At 51.9% G+C, this 20,648-nt stretch carries 20 protein-coding genes; 14 read left to right on the top strand and 6 right to left on the bottom strand.

Annotated elements, in window-relative coordinates; translation table 11 throughout:
- Positions 1-16 precede the first annotated feature (16 nt).
- The 5 genes from FAZ14_RS02960 (at position 17) to hisP (ending at position 4,029) form a co-directional block, all read left to right on the top strand.
- A complete protein-coding gene (locus FAZ14_RS02960; RefSeq protein ID WP_016941099.1) occupies positions 17-586 on the top strand; it encodes a UbiX family flavin prenyltransferase in 570 nt (189 codons plus the stop codon).
- Positions 587-970: 384 nt separating this feature from the next.
- Positions 971-1,750, top strand: a complete 780-nt coding sequence (argT, locus tag FAZ14_RS02950; RefSeq protein WP_016941098.1) for a lysine/arginine/ornithine ABC transporter substrate-binding protein ArgT — start codon at positions 971-973, stop codon at positions 1,748-1,750.
- A 68-nt stretch (positions 1,751-1,818) separates the two neighbouring features.
- On the top strand, positions 1,819-2,508 hold the full coding sequence (locus tag FAZ14_RS02945) for a histidine ABC transporter permease HisQ (protein ID WP_016941097.1): 690 nt from the start codon (positions 1,819-1,821) through the stop codon (positions 2,506-2,508).
- Positions 2,501-3,217, top strand: coding sequence for an ABC transporter permease (locus FAZ14_RS02940; protein ID WP_016941096.1), 717 nt, complete (start codon positions 2,501-2,503; stop codon positions 3,215-3,217). Before FAZ14_RS02945 ends, FAZ14_RS02940 begins: the two co-directional genes overlap by 8 nt.
- Positions 3,218-3,255: 38 nt before the next feature.
- Positions 3,256-4,029, top strand: coding sequence for a histidine ABC transporter ATP-binding protein HisP (gene hisP / locus FAZ14_RS02935; protein WP_016941095.1), 774 nt, complete (start codon positions 3,256-3,258; stop codon positions 4,027-4,029).
- 41 nt (positions 4,030-4,070) lie between these two features.
- Here the strand turns inward: hisP and FAZ14_RS02930 are convergent, their stop codons facing one another.
- Together FAZ14_RS02930 and yfcG are read right to left on the bottom strand one after the other, a co-directional pair.
- Positions 4,071-4,979, bottom strand: a complete 909-nt coding sequence (locus FAZ14_RS02930; RefSeq protein ID WP_016941094.1) for a TIGR01777 family oxidoreductase — start codon at positions 4,977-4,979, stop codon at positions 4,071-4,073.
- Positions 4,980-5,298: 319 nt separating this feature from the next.
- On the bottom strand, positions 5,299-5,928 hold the full coding sequence (yfcG, locus tag FAZ14_RS02925; RefSeq protein WP_016941093.1) for a GSH-dependent disulfide bond oxidoreductase: 630 nt from the start codon (positions 5,926-5,928) through the stop codon (positions 5,299-5,301).
- A 251-nt stretch (positions 5,929-6,179) separates the two neighbouring features.
- Here yfcG and yfcE point away from each other — a divergent pair, with 251 nt between their 5' ends.
- Both yfcE and yfcD read left to right on the top strand, forming a co-directional pair.
- Entirely contained in the window at positions 6,180-6,731 is a 552-nt protein-coding gene (gene yfcE / locus FAZ14_RS02920; RefSeq protein WP_016941092.1) for a phosphodiesterase, read from the top strand.
- 93 nt (positions 6,732-6,824) lie between these two features.
- Positions 6,825-7,439 carry an NUDIX hydrolase YfcD gene (gene yfcD, locus FAZ14_RS02915; RefSeq protein WP_016941091.1) on the top strand — a complete coding sequence of 205 codons (615 nt, stop codon included), beginning with the start codon at positions 6,825-6,827 and terminating at the stop codon, positions 7,437-7,439.
- Positions 7,440-7,542: 103 nt separating this feature from the next.
- Here yfcD and pta read toward each other — a convergent pair whose 3' ends face one another.
- Positions 7,543-9,684, bottom strand: coding sequence for a phosphate acetyltransferase (pta, locus tag FAZ14_RS02910; protein ID WP_016941090.1), 2,142 nt, complete (start codon positions 9,682-9,684; stop codon positions 7,543-7,545).
- A gap of 89 nt (positions 9,685-9,773) precedes the next feature.
- The gene (ackA, locus tag FAZ14_RS02905; RefSeq protein ID WP_016941089.1) at positions 9,774-10,976 is read right to left on the bottom strand and encodes an acetate kinase; all 1,203 of its coding nucleotides are present in this window, start codon (positions 10,974-10,976) and stop codon (positions 9,774-9,776) included.
- Positions 10,977-11,087: 111 nt separating this feature from the next.
- Here ackA and FAZ14_RS02900 point away from each other — a divergent pair, with 111 nt between their 5' ends.
- The 5 genes from FAZ14_RS02900 to FAZ14_RS02880 all read left to right on the top strand — a co-directional run bounded on the left by FAZ14_RS02900 (position 11,088) and on the right by FAZ14_RS02880 (position 15,200).
- Complete coding sequence (locus FAZ14_RS02900; protein ID WP_016941088.1) at positions 11,088-11,342, top strand: hypothetical protein; 255 nt, start codon at positions 11,088-11,090, stop codon at positions 11,340-11,342.
- Between the two features lie 106 nt (positions 11,343-11,448).
- Complete coding sequence (gene yfbV, locus FAZ14_RS02895) at positions 11,449-11,904, top strand: terminus macrodomain insulation protein YfbV (protein ID WP_016941087.1); 456 nt, start codon at positions 11,449-11,451, stop codon at positions 11,902-11,904.
- Between the two features lie 136 nt (positions 11,905-12,040).
- Positions 12,041-12,535, top strand: a complete 495-nt coding sequence (locus FAZ14_RS02890) for a YfbU family protein (protein ID WP_016941086.1) — start codon at positions 12,041-12,043, stop codon at positions 12,533-12,535.
- Positions 12,536-12,573: 38 nt separating this feature from the next.
- The gene (locus tag FAZ14_RS02885; RefSeq protein ID WP_016941085.1) at positions 12,574-13,230 is read left to right on the top strand and encodes a sugar phosphatase; all 657 of its coding nucleotides are present in this window, start codon (positions 12,574-12,576) and stop codon (positions 13,228-13,230) included.
- A 134-nt stretch (positions 13,231-13,364) separates the two neighbouring features.
- Positions 13,365-15,200: an SLC13 family permease gene (locus FAZ14_RS02880; RefSeq protein WP_016941084.1), complete on the top strand. Its 1,836-nt coding sequence runs from the start codon at positions 13,365-13,367 to the stop codon at positions 15,198-15,200.
- A 63-nt stretch (positions 15,201-15,263) separates the two neighbouring features.
- Here the strand turns inward: FAZ14_RS02880 and yfbR are convergent, their stop codons facing one another.
- Entirely contained in the window at positions 15,264-15,863 is a 600-nt protein-coding gene (gene yfbR, locus FAZ14_RS02875) for a 5'-deoxynucleotidase (protein ID WP_016941083.1), read from the bottom strand.
- Between the two features lie 200 nt (positions 15,864-16,063).
- The gene (locus tag FAZ14_RS02870) at positions 16,064-17,278 is read right to left on the bottom strand and encodes a pyridoxal phosphate-dependent aminotransferase (protein WP_016941082.1); all 1,215 of its coding nucleotides are present in this window, start codon (positions 17,276-17,278) and stop codon (positions 16,064-16,066) included.
- A 1,335-nt stretch (positions 17,279-18,613) separates the two neighbouring features.
- Between FAZ14_RS02870 and lrhA the strand changes: the two genes are divergently transcribed.
- Both lrhA and FAZ14_RS02860 read left to right on the top strand, forming a co-directional pair.
- On the top strand, positions 18,614-19,543 hold the full coding sequence (gene lrhA, locus FAZ14_RS02865; RefSeq protein WP_038925778.1) for a transcriptional regulator LrhA: 930 nt from the start codon (positions 18,614-18,616) through the stop codon (positions 19,541-19,543).
- A gap of 659 nt (positions 19,544-20,202) precedes the next feature.
- Positions 20,203-20,646, top strand: a complete 444-nt coding sequence (locus FAZ14_RS02860; RefSeq protein WP_012885399.1) for an NADH-quinone oxidoreductase subunit A — start codon at positions 20,203-20,205, stop codon at positions 20,644-20,646.
- Positions 20,647-20,648 lie beyond the last annotated feature (2 nt).

The raw sequence follows: 20,648 nt of genomic DNA, 5'->3' as shown, positions 1-20,648 counted from the left end.
GGTCCGTGAGGTGAAAATGAAACGACTGATTGTCGGTATTTCTGGTGCCAGCGGCGTGATATATGGGGTGCGGTTGTTGCAGGTGCTGCAACCGGTAAATGGGGTTGAAACCCATTTGGTGATGAGCCCGGCAGCCCGACAAACACTGGCGTTGGAAAGCGATCTAACCGTGCGCGATGTGCAGTCGCTGGCTGATGTGGTGCATGATTCGCGTGATATTGCCGCCAGCATTTCATCCGGTTCGTTTAAAACCGCAGGGATGGTGATCCTGCCATGTTCTATCAAAACGCTATCTGGGATTACCCACAGCTATACCGATAGTTTGCTGACTCGTGCGGCTGACGTGGTGCTGAAAGAACGTCGCCCGCTGGTGTTGTGTGTGCGGGAAACGCCGCTTCACATCGGCCATTTACGCTTGATGAATGCCGTAGCAGAAATGGGGGCTGTCATCATGCCGCCAGTGCCTGCGTTTTACCATCGCCCGCAAACTGTGCAAGATATCATCGATCAGACGGTCAATCGGGTACTTGACCAATTTGATATCGAGTTGCCGCAAGATCTCTTTACACGCTGGCAGGGTGCGTAAGCCTTTCATGTGATATCCCTTCGCGGCGCTATTATCGCGTCAGGCTGCCTGACGACAGCGTCATAAGTTGCACTATTTCGATGCATATTATTTTCATGGTGCATATCGATGCACCATGATTGTGCTCATCATGCAGGGCGGTGTTGCACTATCCCCCTCGCTATTGCTGATACCAGGATAATTTATTGATTATATTGATGTGATTGTCATGATCACGGAATCTGATTTTATGCAGAGTGGCATATTTTTTATGGCATAAAATTTGCTATATTTTGACAAAAAGCACATAAATTAATGCACACAGCAAACGTATTCATCACAACGGTTTTGCGTTCGCCGTCAACATCACTTAGGCATAGACAATCATAAAATAAGGGTAATGCAATGAAAAAAATGTTGAAACTTTTGCCCCTTGCACTGGTATTCGCTGCAGGCAGTACGTTCGCCGAGGTTCCGAAAAATATTAAAATTGGGACTGACCCGACGTACGCGCCGTTCGAATCCAAGGATGCCAGTGGTCAACTGGTCGGTTTTGATATCGATCTGGCAAAAGACTTGTGCAAACGCATTCAGGCCAATTGCACCTTCGTGGAAAGTGATTTCGACGCGTTGATCCCGTCGCTGAAAGCGAAAAAGATCGATACCATCATCTCCTCCTTGTCTATCACTGAAAAACGTCAGCAGGAAATTGCGTTTACCGACAAGCTGTACGCTGCGAATGCTCGCCTGATCGCGAAAAAAGGCTCACCGATTGTGCCGACATTGGACGCACTGAAAGGTAAGCGTGTCGGCGTATTGCAGGCATCCACGCAGGAGGCTTACGCCAACCAGTACTGGCAGCCGAAAGGGGTGGATGTGGTGGCCTACCAGAACCAGGATCTGATCTATGCCGACCTGACTTCCGGGCGCATTGATGCCGCCTTCCAGGATGAAGTGGCGGGCAGCGAAGGTTTCCTCAAGCAGGCTGCGGGTAAAGATTATGCGTTTGCTGGCCCGGCGGTGAAAGACGACAAACTGTTTGGCGTTGGTACCGGTATGGGGCTGCGTAAGGACGAGACCGATCTGAAAGTGGCGCTGGATAAAGCGTTTGCTGATATGCGTAAAGACGGTACCTACGACAAACTGGCGAAGAAGTACTTTGACTTCAACGTGTACGGTGATTAAGCCTTCCTGATTAACCACTGCCTGCCCGGTGCGGGCAGTGGCATGTCTTTTCTGAGCGGATTGATGTAATGCTTTATGGCTATTCCGAGTTAATCATGGATGGCGCGCGCATGACGCTGCAACTGGCGTTGTGCTCACTGGTGCTGTCACTGCTGATTGGTCTGGTGGGGGCGGCGGCGAAGCTCTCATCCAGTCGATTGCTGTCCGGCTTTTTTTCTGGCTATACCACCCTGATTCGCGGCGTACCAGACCTGGTGCTGATGCTGCTGATTTTTTATGGGTTGCAGATGGTGCTTAACAGCATCACCGAAACGCTGGGCGCGGCTCAAATCGATATCGACCCGATGGGTGCCGGGATTATTACGGTGGGATTCATCTACGGCGCGTACTTCACTGAAACCTTCCGTGGTGCCTATCTGGCCGTGCCGCGTGGCCAGATTGAAGCGGCTGTGGCGTTTGGCTTTACGCCGATGAAGGTGTTTTGCCGCATTATGTTTCCGTCGATGATGCGTTTTGCGTTGCCGGGCATCGGCAACAACTGGCAGGTTATCCTGAAAGCGACGGCGCTGGTGTCGCTGCTGGGGCTGAGCGATGTGATCAAAGCAACGCAATTGGCGGGGAAAGGTACGCACCATCCGTTCTTTTTCGCCATTGTTGCCGGTGTGCTGTATCTGATTTTTACCACCCTTTCCAACGGGGTGCTGTGGTGGCTGGAAAAACGCTACTCGCAGGGAGTCCGGAAAGTAAATTATGAGTGAGATTCTACAACAATATTGGCAGGCACTGCTGTGGAGCGACGGCTATCGCCTTACCGGGCTGGCGATGACACTGTGGCTGCTGATTATCTCGGTGACCCTCGGTGGTCTGATGGCGGTTCCGTTGGCGGTGGCCCGCGTTTCGCCGCGTCGTCGTTACTGGTTGCCGGTATGGGTTTTTACCTACGTGTTTCGCGGTACACCGCTCTACGTGCAACTGCTGGTGTTTTATTCCGGCGTGTACAGCCTGGAGATTGTGCGCGGTACCGATTTGTTGAACGCCTTTTTTCGTAGTGGTCTGAATTGCGCTATTCTGGCGCTGGCGCTCAACACCTGTGCCTATACCACGGAGATTTTTGCCGGTGCTATTCGTTCGGTGCCGCATGGTGAAATCGAAGCGGCACGTGCCTATGGCTTTTCGCGTTTCAAACAGTATCGCTGCATCATTTTGCCGGGCGCATTGCGTATCGCCTTACCGGCTTACAGCAACGAAGTGATCCTGATGCTGCATTCTACTGCGCTGGCGTTTACCGTCACGGTGCCGGACTTGCTGAAAGTAGCGCGCGATATCAATGCCGCCACCTATCAACCGTTTTACGCCTTTGGCATTGCGGGGGTGATGTACCTGGCGATATCGTTTGTACTGATTGCGTTGTTCAGGAAGGCAGAACGCCGCTGGTTACGGCATCTTCACACCCGTTCATCCCATTAACCGTTCATTCCATGAAATAGTGCAGGAACAGATAAAGCATGCAGAATAATAAGCTGATGGTGACGGAATTGCGTAAGCGTTATGGTCAGCATGAGGTGCTGAAAGGCATTTCATTAGAGGCTAAAGCCGGGGACGTTATTTCGATTATTGGATCATCAGGGTCGGGGAAGAGCACCTTATTACGGTGTATCAACTTTCTGGAAAAACCGTGCGAAGGATCTATCCATGTGAATGGACAGGAAATCCACATGGTGCGGGACAAAGACGGTCAGCTCAAGGTCTTTGACAAAAAGCAGCTACAGTTGCTGCGTACCCGGTTGACGATGGTGTTTCAGCATTTCAACTTGTGGAGTTTCATGACGGCGCTGGAAAACGTTATGGAAGCGCCGGTACAGGTGTTGGGGCTGAGTAAGGCGGAAGCCCGTAAACGCGCGGAGTTCTACCTGAATAAGGTTGGGATCACCGGGGCGTCACAGGAGAAATACCCTTCTGATTTGTCGGGTGGTCAACAGCAGCGTGTTTCCATTGCCCGCGCACTGGCGATGGAGCCGGATGTGTTACTGTTTGATGAGCCGACTTCCGCGCTGGATCCAGAACTGGTGGGTGAAGTGCTGCGCATCATGCAGCAACTGGCCGAAGAGGGTAAAACCATGGTGGTGGTGACCCACGAAATGGAGTTTGCCCGGCATGTGTCGAGCCATGTGATTTTCCTGCATCAAGGGGTAGTAGAAGAGGAGGGCCCGCCGGAGGCCGTATTCGGCAACCCGCAAAGCCCTCGTTTACAGCAGTTCCTGTCTGGTGCGCTGAAGTAACGCGGCGTACGTCACACGCTCCTCGCGCTGGTTGATATAATTCAGCTGGCGCGAGGGTGCAACAAGTCGTTCAAGGCTTCTTCCAGCTCGAAAAAGCGAAAACCGAACCCGGCTTTCTCCAGTTGTTGGGGAATGGCACGTTGTCCACCCAACAACAGTGTCGCGGCTTCGCCCATCACTATCCTGAGTGCCCAACCGGGTGTGCGCATAAAACCGGGGCGATCCAGCACATTCGCCAACATGGCGGAGAATTTCTCGTTACGCACCGGATAAGGCGACACCATGTTGAAGGGGCCATTCAGCATGGGGGTATCCAGCAGGTATAAAATAGCGTTGGTCATATCATCAATATGAATCCACGGCAGGTATTGCCTGCCAGAGCCTATCGGGCCACCTAACCCGAGGCGGAAAACCGGCAGCATTTTTGCCAGCGCGCCGCCTTCTGCCGATAACACCACCCCGGTACGCATCAGGCATACACGGGTCTTATCGCTTTCAGCCTCCAGTGCCAGTGCTTCCCAACGGGCGCAGAGTTCATGGGTAAAGTCATCGTGAGGCGGTTCATCTTCGGTTACCAGCGCTTGCCCCTGATCGCCGTAATAACCAACGGCTGAGCCGGACAAAAACACCGCTGGCGGCGTCTGACTGTGGCGGATCAACTGTGCCAGTTGCCGGGTGATGTCCCAGCGGCTATGGCACAGACGGGCTTTCTGGGCTTTGGTCCAGCGCTTATCAGCGATAGGCTCCCCCGCCAGATTGATAACGCCATCAAAGCCATCCAACGAGGTCTTATCTTCCAGTCCATGCCAATACGTAACCTGATCGCCCAGAAGTCGTCGCGCGCGTTCCGGCGAGCGGGAAACGACAGTGACCTGATGTGACAGGGACAACAAACGCGCAATCAGATGACGCCCAATAAGGCCGGTTCCCCCAGTAATCAGTAGCTTCATAAGCTGGCCTCGCTTCGTGTATCAGGTTATTCCCCTGGGAGTGATGGTGGTGTTTTATACGCTGGTATCGCGTTGACTCACTCTGATTTCAGCATAGATGATTCATCTGCACCTGCCGGTGATATTACCCACATCTCAGGGAATTTTTATCAGTGGAACAAGCACTTTTCAGGGTAGTCGAAACAGCATAGCGTGCTGGGATGACAACACAAAGTGCAGTGACAGCCTTCGTGGCGATAGCGAAGGGAGAGGAAGTGCGAGGAAGGGAGGACGAAACCACGCCCGGTACACCGGACGTGGCACTTTCATCCGATTTTTATCAGGCTTTGGTTGCCAGTTGGTAGGCGCGCTCTGTGGCCGGACGTTCGCGGATGCGCTCAAACCAGCTTTTCACCGCCGGGAAGTCGTCAAGGTCAATACGCTGGCGTTCATGTGACACCACCCAGGGATAGGTGGCGATATCGGCAATACTGTACTCATTGCCAGCAAGCCAGGTGTGCTCGGACAACTGTGTGTTCAACACGCCGTACAGGCGTTCCGTTTCTTTCTGATAGCGGTCGATAGCATAGGGCACCGGCTGCGGCGCATAGTGATTGAAATGATGGTTTTGTCCCAGCATTGGGCCAAAGCCTGCCATCTGCCAGAATAACCATTGCAGGGTGGTAGCGCGCTCCCGCATGTCAGTACTCAATAGCTTGCCGGTTTTTTCCGCCAGATAGAGCAAGATAGCCCCGGATTCGAACAGGCTGAGCGGAGCTCCCTGATCTGCCGGTTGGTTATCCACAATCGCGGGGATTTTGTTATTCGGGGAAATCGCCAGGAACGCGGGCTTGAACTGGTCGCCTGCGCTGATATCTACCCTGTGCAATTGGTAAGGTAATTGTGCTTCTTCCAGGAACAGGGTGATTTTGTGGCCGTTAGGCGTCGGGGCGTAATACACATCAATCATGAATCATCTCTCCAGTGAGGGAGTCATTGACCTGAGGTTGAAGACTCCGAAAAGCAATCGGCAGACAAAAGCCTAGCACCTTCGCGGATAAGACATAAATAACCGTTATGGCTATTCTTTTCCTTTCATACAGACAGCGCTACGGTATGGGCTCCTCTCGAAAAGCGTCAGGGCTGATAATTTTGCCTGTGATGACATGGGTTTTTGGTACTATAGCGAGACTGAATGTATTCACACATCGGGATAGAACCATGAAACTGATGTTTGCCTCTGACCTGCATGGCTCACTGTCAGCCACTGAAACCCTGTTGGAGCGTTTTGAACAAAGCGGTGCCGACTGGCTGATTCTGTTGGGCGATTTTCTTAATCACGGCCCCCGCAACCCGTTACCGGATCGTTATCAACCTGCGGATGTCGCGAGTTTGTTGAACCGTTATGCGTCGCAGATTATGGCGGTGCGGGGAAATTGCGACAGCGAGGTTGACCAGATGCTGCTGCAATTTCCCATTACTGCCCCCTGGCAGCAGGTGCTGTTACCGGGCAACCGCTTATTTTTAACCCACGGGCACCTTTATCATCCGGAAAAACGACCACCGCTGCACGCTGGTGATGTGCTGGTGTTTGGTCACACTCATATCCCGGTAGCCGAGCGACGTGATGATATTTTTTGCTTCAACCCCGGTTCCGTCAGCCTGCCGAAGGGCGGTTACCCTGCCAGTTACGGCTTACTGGAAAACGGCGTGTTGCAGGCTGTGCCATTACAAGGCGGGGAGACTATTGCACAGGTTGCGATTAGCCACTAATTTAGACGCTACTACTCTCAGGTTACATCGATAATTCCAATATTTCTAAAAACTGATGCGCATCAGCGCGTGATGACGAAAGGGTTTCAGAGGATGGTGGAACAAACACAGACGGCAGGTACAGAGTGGGTCGACATCGTTGATGAGAACAACGAGGTGATTGCCCAGTCGAGCCGCCAACAGATGCGTGCTCAGCATCTGCGACACCGCGCTACCTATATTGTCGTACATGATGGCATGGGCAAGATTCTGGTCCAGCGCCGTACCGAAACCAAAGATTTTTACCCCGGCTGGCTGGATGCGACCGCAGGCGGCGTGGTGCAAACGGGTGAGAATCTGCTGGAGTCGGCGCGCCGTGAAGCGGAAGAGGAATTGGGTATCGCGGGTGTTCCGTTTGCCGAACACGGCCTGTTTTATTATGAAAGCGATGATTGCCGGGTGTGGGGCGCGCTGTTCAGTTGTGTCATGCATGGCCCGTTTGCCTTGCAAGCTGAAGAGATTGACGAGGTGAGCTGGCTGACACCAGAGGAGATTACCGCGCGTTGTGATGAGTTCACCCCAGATTCACTCAAAGCATTATCGCTTTGGCTAAGCCGCAACAGTGGCAGCAACAATGATTACATCAAGCCGACACGTGTGACGTCACGCGCTCAAAACGAGGAGCCAAGCGGAACACAAGACCATGATACCGTAGAAGAAGAGCATTAATTGTCGTTGCGGTAATAATGGGTTGAATAAAAAACGCCAGCGGATGCTGGCGTTTGTGTTTCTGTCGTAGCGACGTATCAGTTGATGCGCCGCCACACCCTCATCAGGCAATCTGTGTTGCCTGAATAGCAGTCAGGGCTACGGTATAGACGATGTCGTCTACCAGTGCGCCACGGGACAGGTCGTTAACCGGTTTACGCATGCCTTGCAGCATTGGCCCGATGGAAATCAGGTCGGCAGAACGCTGTACCGCTTTGTAAGTGGTGTTACCAGTGTTGAGGTCCGGGAACACGAACACGGTGGCTTTACCCGCAACCGGTGAGTTCGGTGCTTTGGACTGGGCAACGTCAGCCATGATAGCCGCGTCGTACTGCAGCGGGCCGTCAATGACCAGATCCGGGCGTTTTTCCTGCGCCAGACGGGTTGCTTCACGAACTTTATCTACATCGCTGCCCGCACCAGAGTTACCGGTGGAGTAGGAGATCATCGCCACACGCGGGTCGATGCCGAAGGCGGCAGCCGAGTCGGCGGACTGGATAGCGATTTCAGCCAGCTGTTCGGCTGTCGGGTCCGGGTTGATGGCGCAGTCGCCATACACCAGCACCTGCTCTGGCAGTAGCATGAAGAACACGGAAGACACCAGTGAGCTGCCCGGTGCGGTTTTGATCAACTGCAACGGCGGACGAATGGTGTTAGCGGTGGTGTGAACGGCACCGGAGACCAGACCGTCAACTTCGCCTTGTTCCAGCATCAGGGTACCCAGAACCACGTTGTCTTCGAGTTGTTCGCGGGCGACCACTTCGGTCATGCCTTTGCTCTTACGCAGTTCAACCAGACGCGGGACATAGCGTTCACGGGCTTCAACCGGGTCGATAATCTCGATACCTTTGCCCAGTTCAACACCCTGTGCAGCGGCGACACGCTGGATTTCATCCGGGTTGCCCAACAGCACGCACTGTGCGATACCGCGTTCGGCACAGATGGAAGCGGCTTTAACGGTACGCGGTTCGTCGCCTTCCGGCAGTACGATACGTTTGCCAGCCTGACGTGCCAGTTCGGTCAACTGATAGCGGAAGGCTGGCGGAGACAGGCGACGTGAACGCTCAGAGGTAGCGGTCAGGGAGTCGATCCACTGGGCATCGATGTGGCGAGCTACGTATTCCTGCACTTTTTCCACACGCTCATGGTCGTCCGGCGGCAGTTCCAGATTGAAGCTCTGCAGGTTCAGTGAGGTCTGCCAGGTATTGGTCTTGACCATGAATACCGGCAGGCCGGTTTGGAAGGCACGTTCGCACAGCTTGCTGATAGCCGGGTCGATTTCGTAACCGCCGGTCAGCAGCAGGGCACCGATTTCAACACCGTTCATGGCAGCCAGACAGGCGGCAACCAGTACATCCGGACGGTCAGCAGAGGTCACCAACAGTGAACCAGGGCGGAAATGCTCCAGCATGTGCGGAATGCTGCGGGCGCAGAACGTTACCGATTTCACGCGACGGGTCTGAATGTCGCCGGTGTTGATAACGCGTGCGTTCAGGTGGTTGGCCATATCGATAGCGCGGGTGGCGATCAGATCGAAACTCCAGGGTACGCAACCCAGAATCGGCAGCGGGCTGTTGGCAAACAGCAGCTTCGGATCGATGTTGGCCACGCTGGCTTTGGTCGAGTCGTCAAAAATCTCAGACAGATCAGGACGGGTGCGACCCTGTTCATCGACCGGTGCATTCAGTTTGTTGATGATAACGCCGGTGATGTTTTTGTTCTTGCTGCCGCCGAAGCTGGAACGGGCGATGTCGATACGCTCTTTCAACTGTGCCGGGGAGTCATTACCCAGCGCCAGTACGAAGACGATTTCCGCATTCAGCGTTTTGGCGATTTCATAGTTCAGCGCGTTGGCGAACTGGTGTTTACGGGTCGGAACCAGACCTTCAACCAACACGACTTCTGCGTCTTTGGTGTTTTCGTGGTAGCGAGCGATGATCTCTTCCAGCAGAACGTCCTGCTGGTTGCTGCTCAGCATGGATTCCACGTAGCTCATTGCCAGCGGTTCAGCGGCTGGAATGGCGGATGTGGCACGAACGATAGTGGTGGTCTGATCCAGTGTGCTATCACCAGAACGCGGCTGGGCGATAGGCTTGAATACGCTCAGGCGCACGCCTTTTTGTTCCATGGAACGAATGACACCCAGGCTGACGCTGGTCAGGCCCACGCTGGTGCCAGTAGGAATCAACATGATTGTACGGGACACGGCTTAACCTCTGTTTGCGGTTGCTCGTTGTTCAAAAACGATGCGGCTAAAACAACTCCGTCAGCCTGGGCTGACGGAGTGGGGGAGACTTAGGCGGTCAGGCTCAGTGCATCCTGAGCGATGACCAGTTCTTCGTTGGTCGGGATAACCAATGCCGGACGGGTACCGTCTTTAGCGACGTTGCCACCTTTGCCGAAGCGGGCAGCCAGGTTGCGCTCATGGTCAACTTCGAAGCCCAGCAGACCCAGTTGCTTCAGCGTCAGCTCACGCACCATGGCGGCGTTTTCACCGATACCACCGGTGAAGATAACCGCGTCCAGACGGCCTTCCATCAGCGCGGAGTAAGAACCGATGTACTTGGCCAGACGATGGCAGTACACGTTCATCGCACGCTTGGCGTCTTCTTTGGTCTCGTAGTTATCTTCCACGTAACGGCAGTCGCTGGTCACTTCAGTCAGGCCCAGCAGACCAGATTCTTTGGTCAGCATTTTGTTGATGCTGTCTACGCTCATACCCAGGGAATCGTGCAGGTGGAAAACCACCGCCGGGTCGATATCACCACTGCGGGTACCCATCACCAGACCTTCCAGCGGTGTCAGACCCATAGAGGTATCAACGCATTTGCCGTTGCGAATCGCGCTAACAGAACCGCCGTTGCCCAGATGGCAGGTAATGACGTTCAGTTCGTCTACTGGCTTGTTCAGGACTTTTGCCGCTTCACGGGAAACAAAGTAGTGGCTGGTACCGTGAGCGCCGTAACGACGGATGTGATGTTCTTTGTATAATTTGTACGGCAGGGCGTACAGGTAGGCTTCTTCCGGCATAGTCTGATGGAACGCGGTGTCAAAAACAGCGACGTTCTTGTCTTTCAGGTGCGGGAATTCTTTCAGTGCTTCTTCGATGCCGATCAGGTGAGCCGGGTTATGCAGTGGTGCGAATGGAACCGCATCTTTGATACCCTGCAACACTTCGTCGTTGATCACAGCGGACTGGGTGAACTTTTCGCCGCCATGTACGATACGATGACCAATCGCTACCAGTTGAGCGGAGAGTTCCGGCTTCTGACTGAGGATGGTGTTAACGATAAAACTCAGTGCTTCACTGTGGGCGGCACCGGCACCCAGTGCGGCTTCCTGTTTGCCGCCATCGATTTTCCATTTGATGCGCGCTTCGGGCAGATTGAAACATTCGGCCAGACCAGACAGGTATTCATCCCCGTTAACGGCATCAATGATGGCGAACTTCAGAGAAGAACTACCGCAGTTAAGAACCAGTACTAACTTACTCGACATGGAAGTACCTACTTGTTATACGTGGTTAAAAAATGTCATACAACGACTAGCGTAGCGCAGAAGACGGTCGACATTTATGATTAACATCATGGCCGGGTCAACTTTCCAGCCATGACAACGGAAAGCACCGATATTGATCGACTGGCGGCGTATGGACGCCCTGACGAAGTGACATCGGCGCAGCAAAAAACGGCGACAGCAAAAAAACGCGAGGTGCGCTGCGCGCTAAATCAACAACAACAGTGGGCCGACCCGCTGAATGACAGGGTAACATGCTGCCTGAAAATACACAGATACGACAGTAACACGACAGCGAATACCAAACGGCGTCAGACGGCTTTTATCGCGGCCAAAAGGCTATTTTAGAATACCGATAGCAATCATTAAACACAAAATATATTTTAAGTTTGTCAATTGCAGTTGGTGATTTGTACAAATTTTTTATTTTTTATACATGAAATTGAGGTTAAGCGTGACAACGAAACCCTCCGGTAAAACAGGATGGCTACAACGGTTCCGTCTTGGTCAGCACTATATGAAAACCTGGCCTGCGGATAAGCGTCTGGCGCCGGTGTTTCCTGAAAATCGAGTGGTGCGAGCCACCCGGTTTGCCATTCGCATCATGCCACCACTGGCTGTATTTACCCTGACCTGGCAAATTGGATTGGGCGGGCAATTAGGCCCGTGCGTGGCAACGGCGCTGTTTGCGCTTAGCCTGCCAATGCAAGGGTTATGGTGGCTGGGACGTCGTTCGGTGACACCGCTACCGCCTTCTTTATTACACTGGTTTCATGAAATTCGTCATAAGCTGCTGGCGTCGGGGATGGCGTTGGCACCGGTGGAGGGGGAGCCCACTTATCAGATGCTGGCGGATGTGCTGAATCGTGCCTTCAAGCAACTTGATAAGACATTCCTGGACTCTCTTTGATGTAAACCCGGTTTTTAGCCAAAGACGCTGAATTTTTTTCCATTCGATTCTGTTTTAAATCAAGAAACGACTGCCAGTCAGTGTGCGATTCTGCTGTCAATATCCCTTTCGTCGGAATCAGATTCAGGAGTGCACCATGGAAATGACCAATGCTCAAAGACTTATCCTGTCTAACCAGTACAAAATGATGTCGATGCTGGATCCCGATAACGCAGAGCGTTACCGTCGCTTGCAAACCATTATTGAGCGAGGATATGGGTTGCAAATGCGGGAGCTGGATCGTGACTTTGGCGATTTGAGCGAAGAGGTATGCCGCACCCTCATCAATGTCATGGAAATGCACCATGCGTTGCAGGTGTCCTGGGCCAACCTGAAAGAAAAACCGGATATGGATGAGCGCCGCCTGGCGTTTCTAGGGTTCGATGCGGCAACGGAGGCGCGTTATCTTGGCTACGTGCGCTTCATGGTGCATGTGGAAGGCCGTTATCCTCATTTTGATTCCGGCACGCATGGCTTTAACTCACAGACCAAAATGTGGGATAAATACGTCCGCATGCTGGCGATTTGGCAATCCTGCCCGCGTCAGTATCACCTGAGTGCGGTGGAGATCGCGCAAATCATCAATGCCTGATTAGGTTCAGGGGCAGATAAGTAAAGAAGGGGCTTTTTGTGGAGTGTAAAGGTTTTCTGTTTGATCTTGACGGCACGCTGGTGGATTCATTGCCCGCGGTGGAGCGGGCCTGGAGTAACTGGGCACGAGATCATGATATTGCGCCGCAAACGGTCCTGGATTTTATTCATGGTAAACAAGCTATTACCTCGTTGCGTCATTTTCTGGCAGGTGCCAGCGAAGAGACTATCCAACGCGAGTTTGTTGAGCTGGAGCAGGTTGAAGCGACGGATACGGCAGGTATTGTCGCCATGCCAGGCGCACAGGCGTTGCTGACCCGTCTGGACGAACTGGATATCCCGTGGGCGATAGTGACGTCAGGAACGGTGCCGATTGCCCATGCCCGCCATCGCGAGGCGGGGTTGTCTGCTCCGCATGAGTTTATTACCGCGGAGCAGGTAGCACGGGGTAAACCGAACCCGGATGCTTACCTGCTGGGTGCCGAACGATTGGGGTTGTCACCCGCAGAGTGTGTCGTGGTGGAAGATGCGCCAGCTGGCGTGCTGTCGGGTTTAGCCGCCGGGTGCAAGGTTATCGCGGTGAAGGCACCTGCCGATACACCACGTCTGGATGAGGTGGATGCCGCATTATCTTCTCTTGAGCAATTGCAGATTTCGCGTACAGCAGATGGCTGGGTGAATATCACCCTGAAATGATGACACAAACCCCGCTAACCATGATCAAGAGGGTTTTTTTTATGGCATTCTGGACTTAAGCGGCTCCTTTGGAAGAACCACTTCTGACCGGAGTGCCGCCTGATGAATAAGGACTGTTAACGTCAGGAGGAGGCATGTTGAGCAGTTCGCTAGTCTGGGTCGTCATTCTGTTATCGATTGCGATTGTGTTGTTTGCCACCGGTAAGCTGCGCATGGACGTGATCGCGTTGCTGGTGATCGTCGCGTTTGTCTTGAGTGGTACGCTAACGCTGCAGGAGGCACTGATTGGTTTCAGTGATCCAAACGTATTCCTGATCGCGGCGTTGTTTGTGATTGGTGAGGGTCTGGTGCGAACGGGCGTCGCTTATCAGGTCGGCGACTGGCTGATGCGTGTGGCCGGGCAGAGTGAAACCCGCATGCTGATTTTGCTGATGTGCACGGTGGCGCTGCTGGGGGCTTTCATGAGCTCGACCGGCGTGGTGGCTATTTTTATTCCCGTTGTGCTGAATGTTGCCGCACGAATGAAAACGACGCCAGCTCGTCTGATGATGCCGCTGGCTTTCGCCGGGCTTATCAGTGGGATGATGACATTGGTGGCGACGCCACCCAATATGGTTGTCAGTAGTGAGTTGATGCGAACCGGAATGGCCGGGTTCAGCTTTTTTAGCGTCACGCCTATCGGTGTCGTCGTTCTGTTGACCGGGGTCGTGTATATGCTGGTTGCGCGTTTCTGGCTGACCGCAACCGATAGCGATGGCCAGAAAGACAGGTGGAAGCGTAAAACGTTTCGGGACCTTATCAGGGAGTATCGGCTGACCGGACGGGCGCGTCGGCTGGCAATCCGAACCGGATCACCGCTCATCGGTCAACGTCTGGACGATTCGCAATTGCGCCAGCGCTATGGTGCCAATGTGGTCGGGATTGAACGCTGGCAAAAATTCCGGCGTATTATGGTGAGCGTCAGCGGTAATAGCGAGTTACGGCTCAATGATGTGCTGCTGGTGGACATGTCGGCATCGGAGGTCGATCTGCGTGAGTTTTGCGCTACCCAGCGGCTGGAACCGATGGTGCTGCGTGGCGAATATTTCTCTGAGCAGGCTCGCGATGTCGGTATGGCAGAGGTCTCGCTTATCCCGGATTCCGGGCTTTTGGGTAAAACGTTGCAAGAGGTCACATTTCGGAGTCGCTATGGGCTAACGGTTGTCGGCATTCGCCGGGGCGGAGAGGCGATGGAAGGGACACTGGCTGACGAAGCATTGAAGCTGGGCGATATCCTGCTGGTTATCGGCGACTGGAAAAACATCCGTTTGTTACACCAACATAAGCGTCATTTTATTGTGCTCAATTTACCAGCGGAAGTCGATGAAGTCGCTCCCGCCAGTAATCAGGCCCCACACGCATTATTTTGTCTGGCGCTGATGGTGGCGATGATGCTCACCGACGAAATTCCTAATGCGATTGCTGCCTTGATTGCGTGTCTGTTGATGGGGCAGTTCCGCTGTATCGACATGGAAAGCGCCTACCGCGCAGTACACTGGCCGAGCCTGATTCTTATCGTCGGGATGATGCCGTTTGCGCTGGCATTGCAGCAAACAGGTGGGGTCGCGCTGGTGGTAAAAGGGCTGATGGAAATTGGCGGTGATGCCGGGCCGCATGTGATGTTGGTATGCCTGTTTCTACTGTGCGCATTGACGGGGTTGTTTATTTCCAACACGGCGACAGCGGTCCTGATGGCGCCGATTGCGATTGCTGCGGCAGAACAGATGCAGGTTTCGCCTTACCCGTTTGCAATGATCATCGCGATTGCTGCTTCGGCTGCATTTATGACGCCGGTTTCCTCGCCAGTTAATACGCTGGTACTGGCACCGGGTGGATATCGTTTCAGCGATTTTGTTCGGGTCGGCGTACCCTTTACCCTGGTGGTGATGATCGTTAGTGTGGTGATGGTGCCCTGGTTATACCCATTCTGACCGCGAACGAGGAGAACAGCCTGAGGCCTGACTCAGGCTGTTTGAGTTGACCTGCAAGAGCGATTACAGCGGCGATTCCTGGCTGATTTCGTCCAGCGACAGGCTAAAACTCGGAATAAACACCGTCATGAAGTAATCCATTTCCGGGCTATGGCGTTGCTGGAGCGTTTTTTCCAGTCGCGCTTTGGCCAGCAGAAACTCATTATTGCCTGCCGACAGCTCCTCCAGACACTTCAGGTACGCGCAAAGCGCATCCGCCTGTTTAACAATCGCCTGTTCCTCTTCACTGATGTGGGATTCGTCCAGCAGTGGGCTGAAGTCCTGTTGCAGTTCGGCAGGTAACATAGTGATCAGGTTATGGCGGGCAATTTTTTCGATTTTCTTATATTCGTGGGCAATCTGTGCGTTGTAATACTTAATCGGCGTGGGCATATCGCCGGTCAACACTTCGCTGGCATCATGGTACATGGCCAGCAAAGCAATACGGCCAACATTGATATTGCCGTTGAATTTACGGTTTTTGATCACGGCCAGCGCGTGCGCGACAAAGGCGACCTGCAAACTGTGTTCTGAGACATTTTCTGTCCGGACATTGCGCATCAGCGGCCAGCGGCTAATGAGTTTCAGGCGGGATAAATGAGCGAAGAAGTGACTCTGGACCATGAACATCTCTCGGCGTAAGGCAATAGAGGTTTATTGTGGCGGCTCTGACAGCAAGAAGCAAATCAGGGCTAGCCTGAAAAAGCAGCTGTGGTGAAAGGGGCAGGAGAAGATAACGGGTCAGAATAATAGGAAGGTTCGGAATAAAGGTTCGGAATAGATAGAAGGTGCGTCCGGCACCGTGCAGCGCCGGACGCAACGCATTACTGGTGATACCCTTCCAGGAAACGGCCCAGTTTGCTGATTGCCATGTCCAGATCATCAACACGCGGCAGCGTCACGATACGCAGGTGGTCCGGTTCCGGCCAGTTAAATGCGGTACCCTGTACCAGCAGCACTTTTTCTTGCAGCAGCAAGTCCAGTACCAATTTCTGGTCGTCGTGGATGTTGAACCGTTTGGCGTCAATGCGGGGGAACATGTACAGCGCGCCATTCGGTTTTACACAGGAAACACCGGGAATCTGGTTAATCAGTTCCCATGCACGATTGCGCTGTTCATACAGACGCCCGCCCGGATGAATGAATTCACTGATACTCTGGTAACCGCCCAGCGCCGTCTGGATCGCATGCTGCATCGGCACATTAGCGCACAAGCGCATGGATGCCAGCATTTCCAGGCCTTCAATATAACCGCGGGCGTGTTTTTTCGGGCCATTGAGCACCATCCACCCCTGGCGGAACCCGGCGACACGATAGGTCTTGGACAGGCCATTGAAGGTCACGGTCAGCAAATCGGGTGCCAGTGCGGCAATGGAATGATGTTGGGCGTCGTCATAAAGGATTTTGTCGTAAATCTCGTCGGCAAAAATGATCAGGTTATGCTGACGCGCGATTTCAACCACTTCCAGCAGCAGTTCTTTACTGTATACCGCCCCGGTCGGGTTGTTCGGGTTAATAATGACGATCCCCCTGGTACGAGGGGTGATTTTGCTACGGATATCATCCAGATCCGGGAACCAGTCGGATTCTTCATCACAACGGTAGTGCACGGCGTTACCGCTGGAAAGCGAAACGGCGGCTGTCCACAGTGGATAGTCCGGTGCAGGCACCAGCATTTCGTCACCGGTATTCAGCAACGCCTGCATTGACTGGACAATCAGTTCGGATACGCCATTACCAATGTAGACGTCTTCCAACGTGACATCACGCATATCGCGCGCCTGATAGTGCTGCACGATAGCTTTACGGGCAGAGTACAACCCTTTTGAATCACAGTAACCTTGCGCGGTTGGCAAATTGCGGATGACATCCACCAGAATTTCATCCGGAGCATCAAACCCAAAAGGCGCCGGGTTGCCAATATTCAGCTTAAGTACCTTGTTGCCTTCTTCTTCCAGTCTTTTTGCTTCTTTTAGTACTGGGCCACGAATATCGTAACAAACGTTTTCCAGTTTTTTCGATTTTTCTATCGGTGACATGTAACAAGCCTTTTACAGGATCCTATTCCTGATGAGTAATCGCCTAACGATACTAATGTACTCTTCTCGTTGTGTGTTTTGAAGAATCATTACTATGGCTGTGATGATGCTTCCAGATTAGTGATTATCGACATAGCGGCGATAAAAAGTGCTTTTTGTTAACGGAATGTTCTGAAATTGTGGCAGCGTTTTTGTTTTTCGACCACATCCCGAAGTAGATGGCCAGAAAAAACCATCTGGATTCGTTCGATAATTCGATCTGGCTCGCATAACGACATGTTAATCATCTTATGGTGAAGGGATGGGAAATAATTTCGGTCACGTATTGACGTAATTGAGATACCCGTTTTAAGTGCTGAAACCGGTATCATAAAATGGGCGATGAGTTCTGGTGTCATAAAAACCATTTTTTAAATAAGGTAATAACGGAAGCACAAGCAAATGTTTCTCTGTGGAGCAGCACGAAAAGTTCCCTTATTGGTGATGAAATAAAAACTATCCAGGCTTCTGATAATAAAAAACCAGACTATTTAACCGAATAGCGTAAATGATGGTACGGGAATAAAAAGAGCAGGCCTATCTTGCCGTGAATACGATAATTATTTTCCGTTGGAACTCGCAGCATATAACTTCATGGAAGTTTATGTTACATGTGACATTTTTGTGTATTTTTTAATTCATTTACAAAAAAGAAATAATCTTTACATAAAAGATATGCCGTAGGGCGATAGTAACTCACTGTATTATTTATGATTGTGCCTACAGATTGCAGGGCGATTACGGATAGCAGATTAGCGGCAGGATCATCGATAGATGCAGATTAATCAGGCCGGCTGATGGGTTTTCGACAGGATTAAATCAAGATTTCAACCGTAATAGTGTGATTTGACGGTCTGCCGATGTTTTGTACGTAATGTCTTTTTCAAGCAAACAAACAATCAATGATGCACAAAGCATGCGTCAAAAGTGAAAAATAAGAGATGTCGTATATTTTGATGGTAGCGGCTCGTAAAGTAAGCGCAATCAGAATCTTATATCTGCTGACAGTCAATTTCAGCGCAGTGAGATAGCTGGTGTTTTTTTCATTTTTATTTTACTATCTAAAATAATAAAAGGGTCCTTCTTGATGGTCTGATTCCGTAATAAGATGCTTAAATAGGGAGGGTAGGGGAGAGAGGTGATTCGGGGAAAGGAATATAGTAGAGATAGCCTTTTGCCGTAACCGTTCGTCTGCGATACTGTTCGTCTTTTATTGTGCATCCGGCCTTTGTCGGGGCATCAACATCAACACCAGGTATGTTTGTTAAAAATTAAAATAGATAAGTGAAGAGCCGTATGACAAATACAAGTCGCCCTGTCCTCAACCTTGATCTCGATCTGTTGAGAACGTTCGTCGCTGTTGCAGATTTGAATACGTTTGCGGCAGCCGCTGTCGCTGTGTGTCGAACACAGTCGGCGGTAAGCCAGCAGATGCAGCGTCTGGAGCAGTTAATTGGTAAAGAGCTGTTTGCCCGCCACGGGCGAAACAAGCTGCTGACTGAGCATGGCATCCAGTTTCTCGGGTATGCCAGAAAAATTCTGCAGTTTAATGATGAGGCGTGTGCCTCACTGATGTATAGCGATATCCAGGGGACACTGACTATCGGTGCTTCGGATGATACGGCAGATACTATTCTCCCTTTCATCCTGCAGCGTGTGACTACCGTATTCCCGAAATTGTCGATTGCGGTCAGTATCAAACGCAGCGCAGAAATGGCAGATATGCTGCAACAGGGGAAAATTGATCTGGTCATTACTACGTCTAATGCCGAGGATTTACCCCATGTGTTGCTGCGTACATCACCGACATTGTGGTATTGCGCTGCCGACTACCAGTATCAGCCGGGAGAGACCGTTTCCCTGGTGGTATTGGATGAGCCGAGTCCGTTCCGTACGCTGGCGCTTGAGCAACTGACTGCGGCGGGTATTCCGTGGAAAATCTCTTATGTCGCTTCTACGTTGTCTGCCGTGCGTGCGGCGGTGAAAGCGGGCCTGGGGATTACGGTTCGTTCAGTCGAAATGATGAGCCCGGAGTTGCGCGTGTTGGGCGAAGAGGAAGGGCTGCCCAAGCTGCCTGATACTCGCTACTACCTGTGCAAAAATCCGGATCATGACAACGAGCTGACGAATGCTATTTTCAGCGCTATCGAGTCGGGTACGCGGTCTCATCTGCTGCCGGTGAGTGCTGGGGGAGAAAACGATATGCGTGAGCCGCCCAACGACTGATCCGTTACGCGATATTATCAATATACCAACATGGCGGGGCGATAAGCCTCGCTATGTTGCTTTTTTTGAACGTCTCTTTTGCCCCGCCGACTTACTCTCCGCTTTCCCCTGATGAAGGGTTATCACTACATTTTCCAATCGCTTATCATTATTCTGCACGTCGTTGCGTTCCCATTTTATTAAAACTGCTTTTCTTTTTTTTTAAAGCTATGTTGATCGAATGGAAAGGCGAATGGGTGAGCAACTGGCGCAATTTTTTTACTAACATAAATGAAAAAAGTGTGTTCTGGATCAAAAAATACCCCTATTAACTCTATGGGGGAACAGGAATTCTTGTCGAAAATGGTATAGTCACCCAGCCTCTTAAGGGGTTTTTGCAGGAGGAATCGTTAACGTGAGGTGATTGACTGACTCGATTTAGTTACCGTGTTACACACAAAATGTTAACGAAACCACGTGCATGTAAAGTAATGTGCTGTTATTTTTAGTGGCGTTGAAAATAAGGTTACATAACAGGGAATCAGACCGCATTAAAGCGCTGCTTAACCTTATACGTTGTGGCGTTTTTGTGGCGAAAAATCCTTCCTTTTAATCGATGTGGCGACAAACTGCCGGGTAAAGAGCAGGTGTCTGATCACTTTTGATGAGTAAGCAAGAGTATGTCAACAACTACTGAAGTCCTCGCCCATCACTGGGCCTTTGCGCTATTCGTTATCATTGCTGTAGGTCTCTGCGGCTTTATGTTACTCGGCGGCTTCCTGCTAGGAGGCAGAGCCCGGGCACGACACAAAAACATCCCTTATGAATCAGGTATCGCTTCTGTTGGCTCAGCGCGGTTGCGCCTGTCTGCCAAGTTTTACCTGGTCGCCATGTTTTTCGTTATTTTCGACGTTGAAGCGCTCTATCTGTATGCCTGGTCAGTTTCTGTCCGGGAAAGCGGGTGGATAGGCTTCGTCGAGGCTACAATTTTCATTTTGGTGCTGTTGGCTGGTTTGGTCTATCTGGTGCGCATCGGCGCGTTGGACTGGACGCCTGTGCGTTCCAAAAGACAAGTCGTGAAATCCAATGTCGTGACCCAGACCACTAACACTCATCAGCAGTAATA

This window comes from Dickeya oryzae (assembly GCF_009372235.1).
Lineage (GTDB): Bacteria > Pseudomonadota > Gammaproteobacteria > Enterobacterales > Enterobacteriaceae > Dickeya > Dickeya oryzae.
This window is presented reverse-complemented; position numbering and strand designations above follow the sequence as displayed.

Coding starts and splice junctions, on each gene's coding strand:
- FAZ14_RS02940 (WP_016941096.1), top strand. CDS start 2,501: ATGAGTGAGATTCTACAACAATATTGGCAGGCACTGCTGTGGAGCGAC.
- ackA (WP_016941089.1), bottom strand. CDS start 10,976: ATGTCGAGTAAGTTAGTACTGGTTCTTAACTGCGGTAGTTCTTCTCTG.
- yfcE (WP_016941092.1), top strand. CDS start 6,180: ATGAAACTGATGTTTGCCTCTGACCTGCATGGCTCACTGTCAGCCACT.
- hisP (WP_016941095.1), top strand. CDS start 3,256: ATGCAGAATAATAAGCTGATGGTGACGGAATTGCGTAAGCGTTATGGT.
- FAZ14_RS02945 (WP_016941097.1), top strand. CDS start 1,819: ATGCTTTATGGCTATTCCGAGTTAATCATGGATGGCGCGCGCATGACG.
- FAZ14_RS02960 (WP_016941099.1), top strand. CDS start 17: ATGAAACGACTGATTGTCGGTATTTCTGGTGCCAGCGGCGTGATATAT.
- FAZ14_RS02880 (WP_016941084.1), top strand. CDS start 13,365: ATGTTGAGCAGTTCGCTAGTCTGGGTCGTCATTCTGTTATCGATTGCG.
- FAZ14_RS02860 (WP_012885399.1), top strand. CDS start 20,203: ATGTCAACAACTACTGAAGTCCTCGCCCATCACTGGGCCTTTGCGCTA.
- yfcD (WP_016941091.1), top strand. CDS start 6,825: ATGGTGGAACAAACACAGACGGCAGGTACAGAGTGGGTCGACATCGTT.
- lrhA (WP_038925778.1), top strand. CDS start 18,614: ATGACAAATACAAGTCGCCCTGTCCTCAACCTTGATCTCGATCTGTTG.
- argT (WP_016941098.1), top strand. CDS start 971: ATGAAAAAAATGTTGAAACTTTTGCCCCTTGCACTGGTATTCGCTGCA.
- yfcG (WP_016941093.1), bottom strand. CDS start 5,928: ATGATTGATGTGTATTACGCCCCGACGCCTAACGGCCACAAAATCACC.
- FAZ14_RS02900 (WP_016941088.1), top strand. CDS start 11,088: ATGACAACGGAAAGCACCGATATTGATCGACTGGCGGCGTATGGACGC.
- FAZ14_RS02930 (WP_016941094.1), bottom strand. CDS start 4,979: ATGAAGCTACTGATTACTGGGGGAACCGGCCTTATTGGGCGTCATCTG.
- FAZ14_RS02870 (WP_016941082.1), bottom strand. CDS start 17,278: ATGTCACCGATAGAAAAATCGAAAAAACTGGAAAACGTTTGTTACGAT.
- FAZ14_RS02890 (WP_016941086.1), top strand. CDS start 12,041: ATGGAAATGACCAATGCTCAAAGACTTATCCTGTCTAACCAGTACAAA.
- yfbR (WP_016941083.1), bottom strand. CDS start 15,863: ATGGTCCAGAGTCACTTCTTCGCTCATTTATCCCGCCTGAAACTCATT.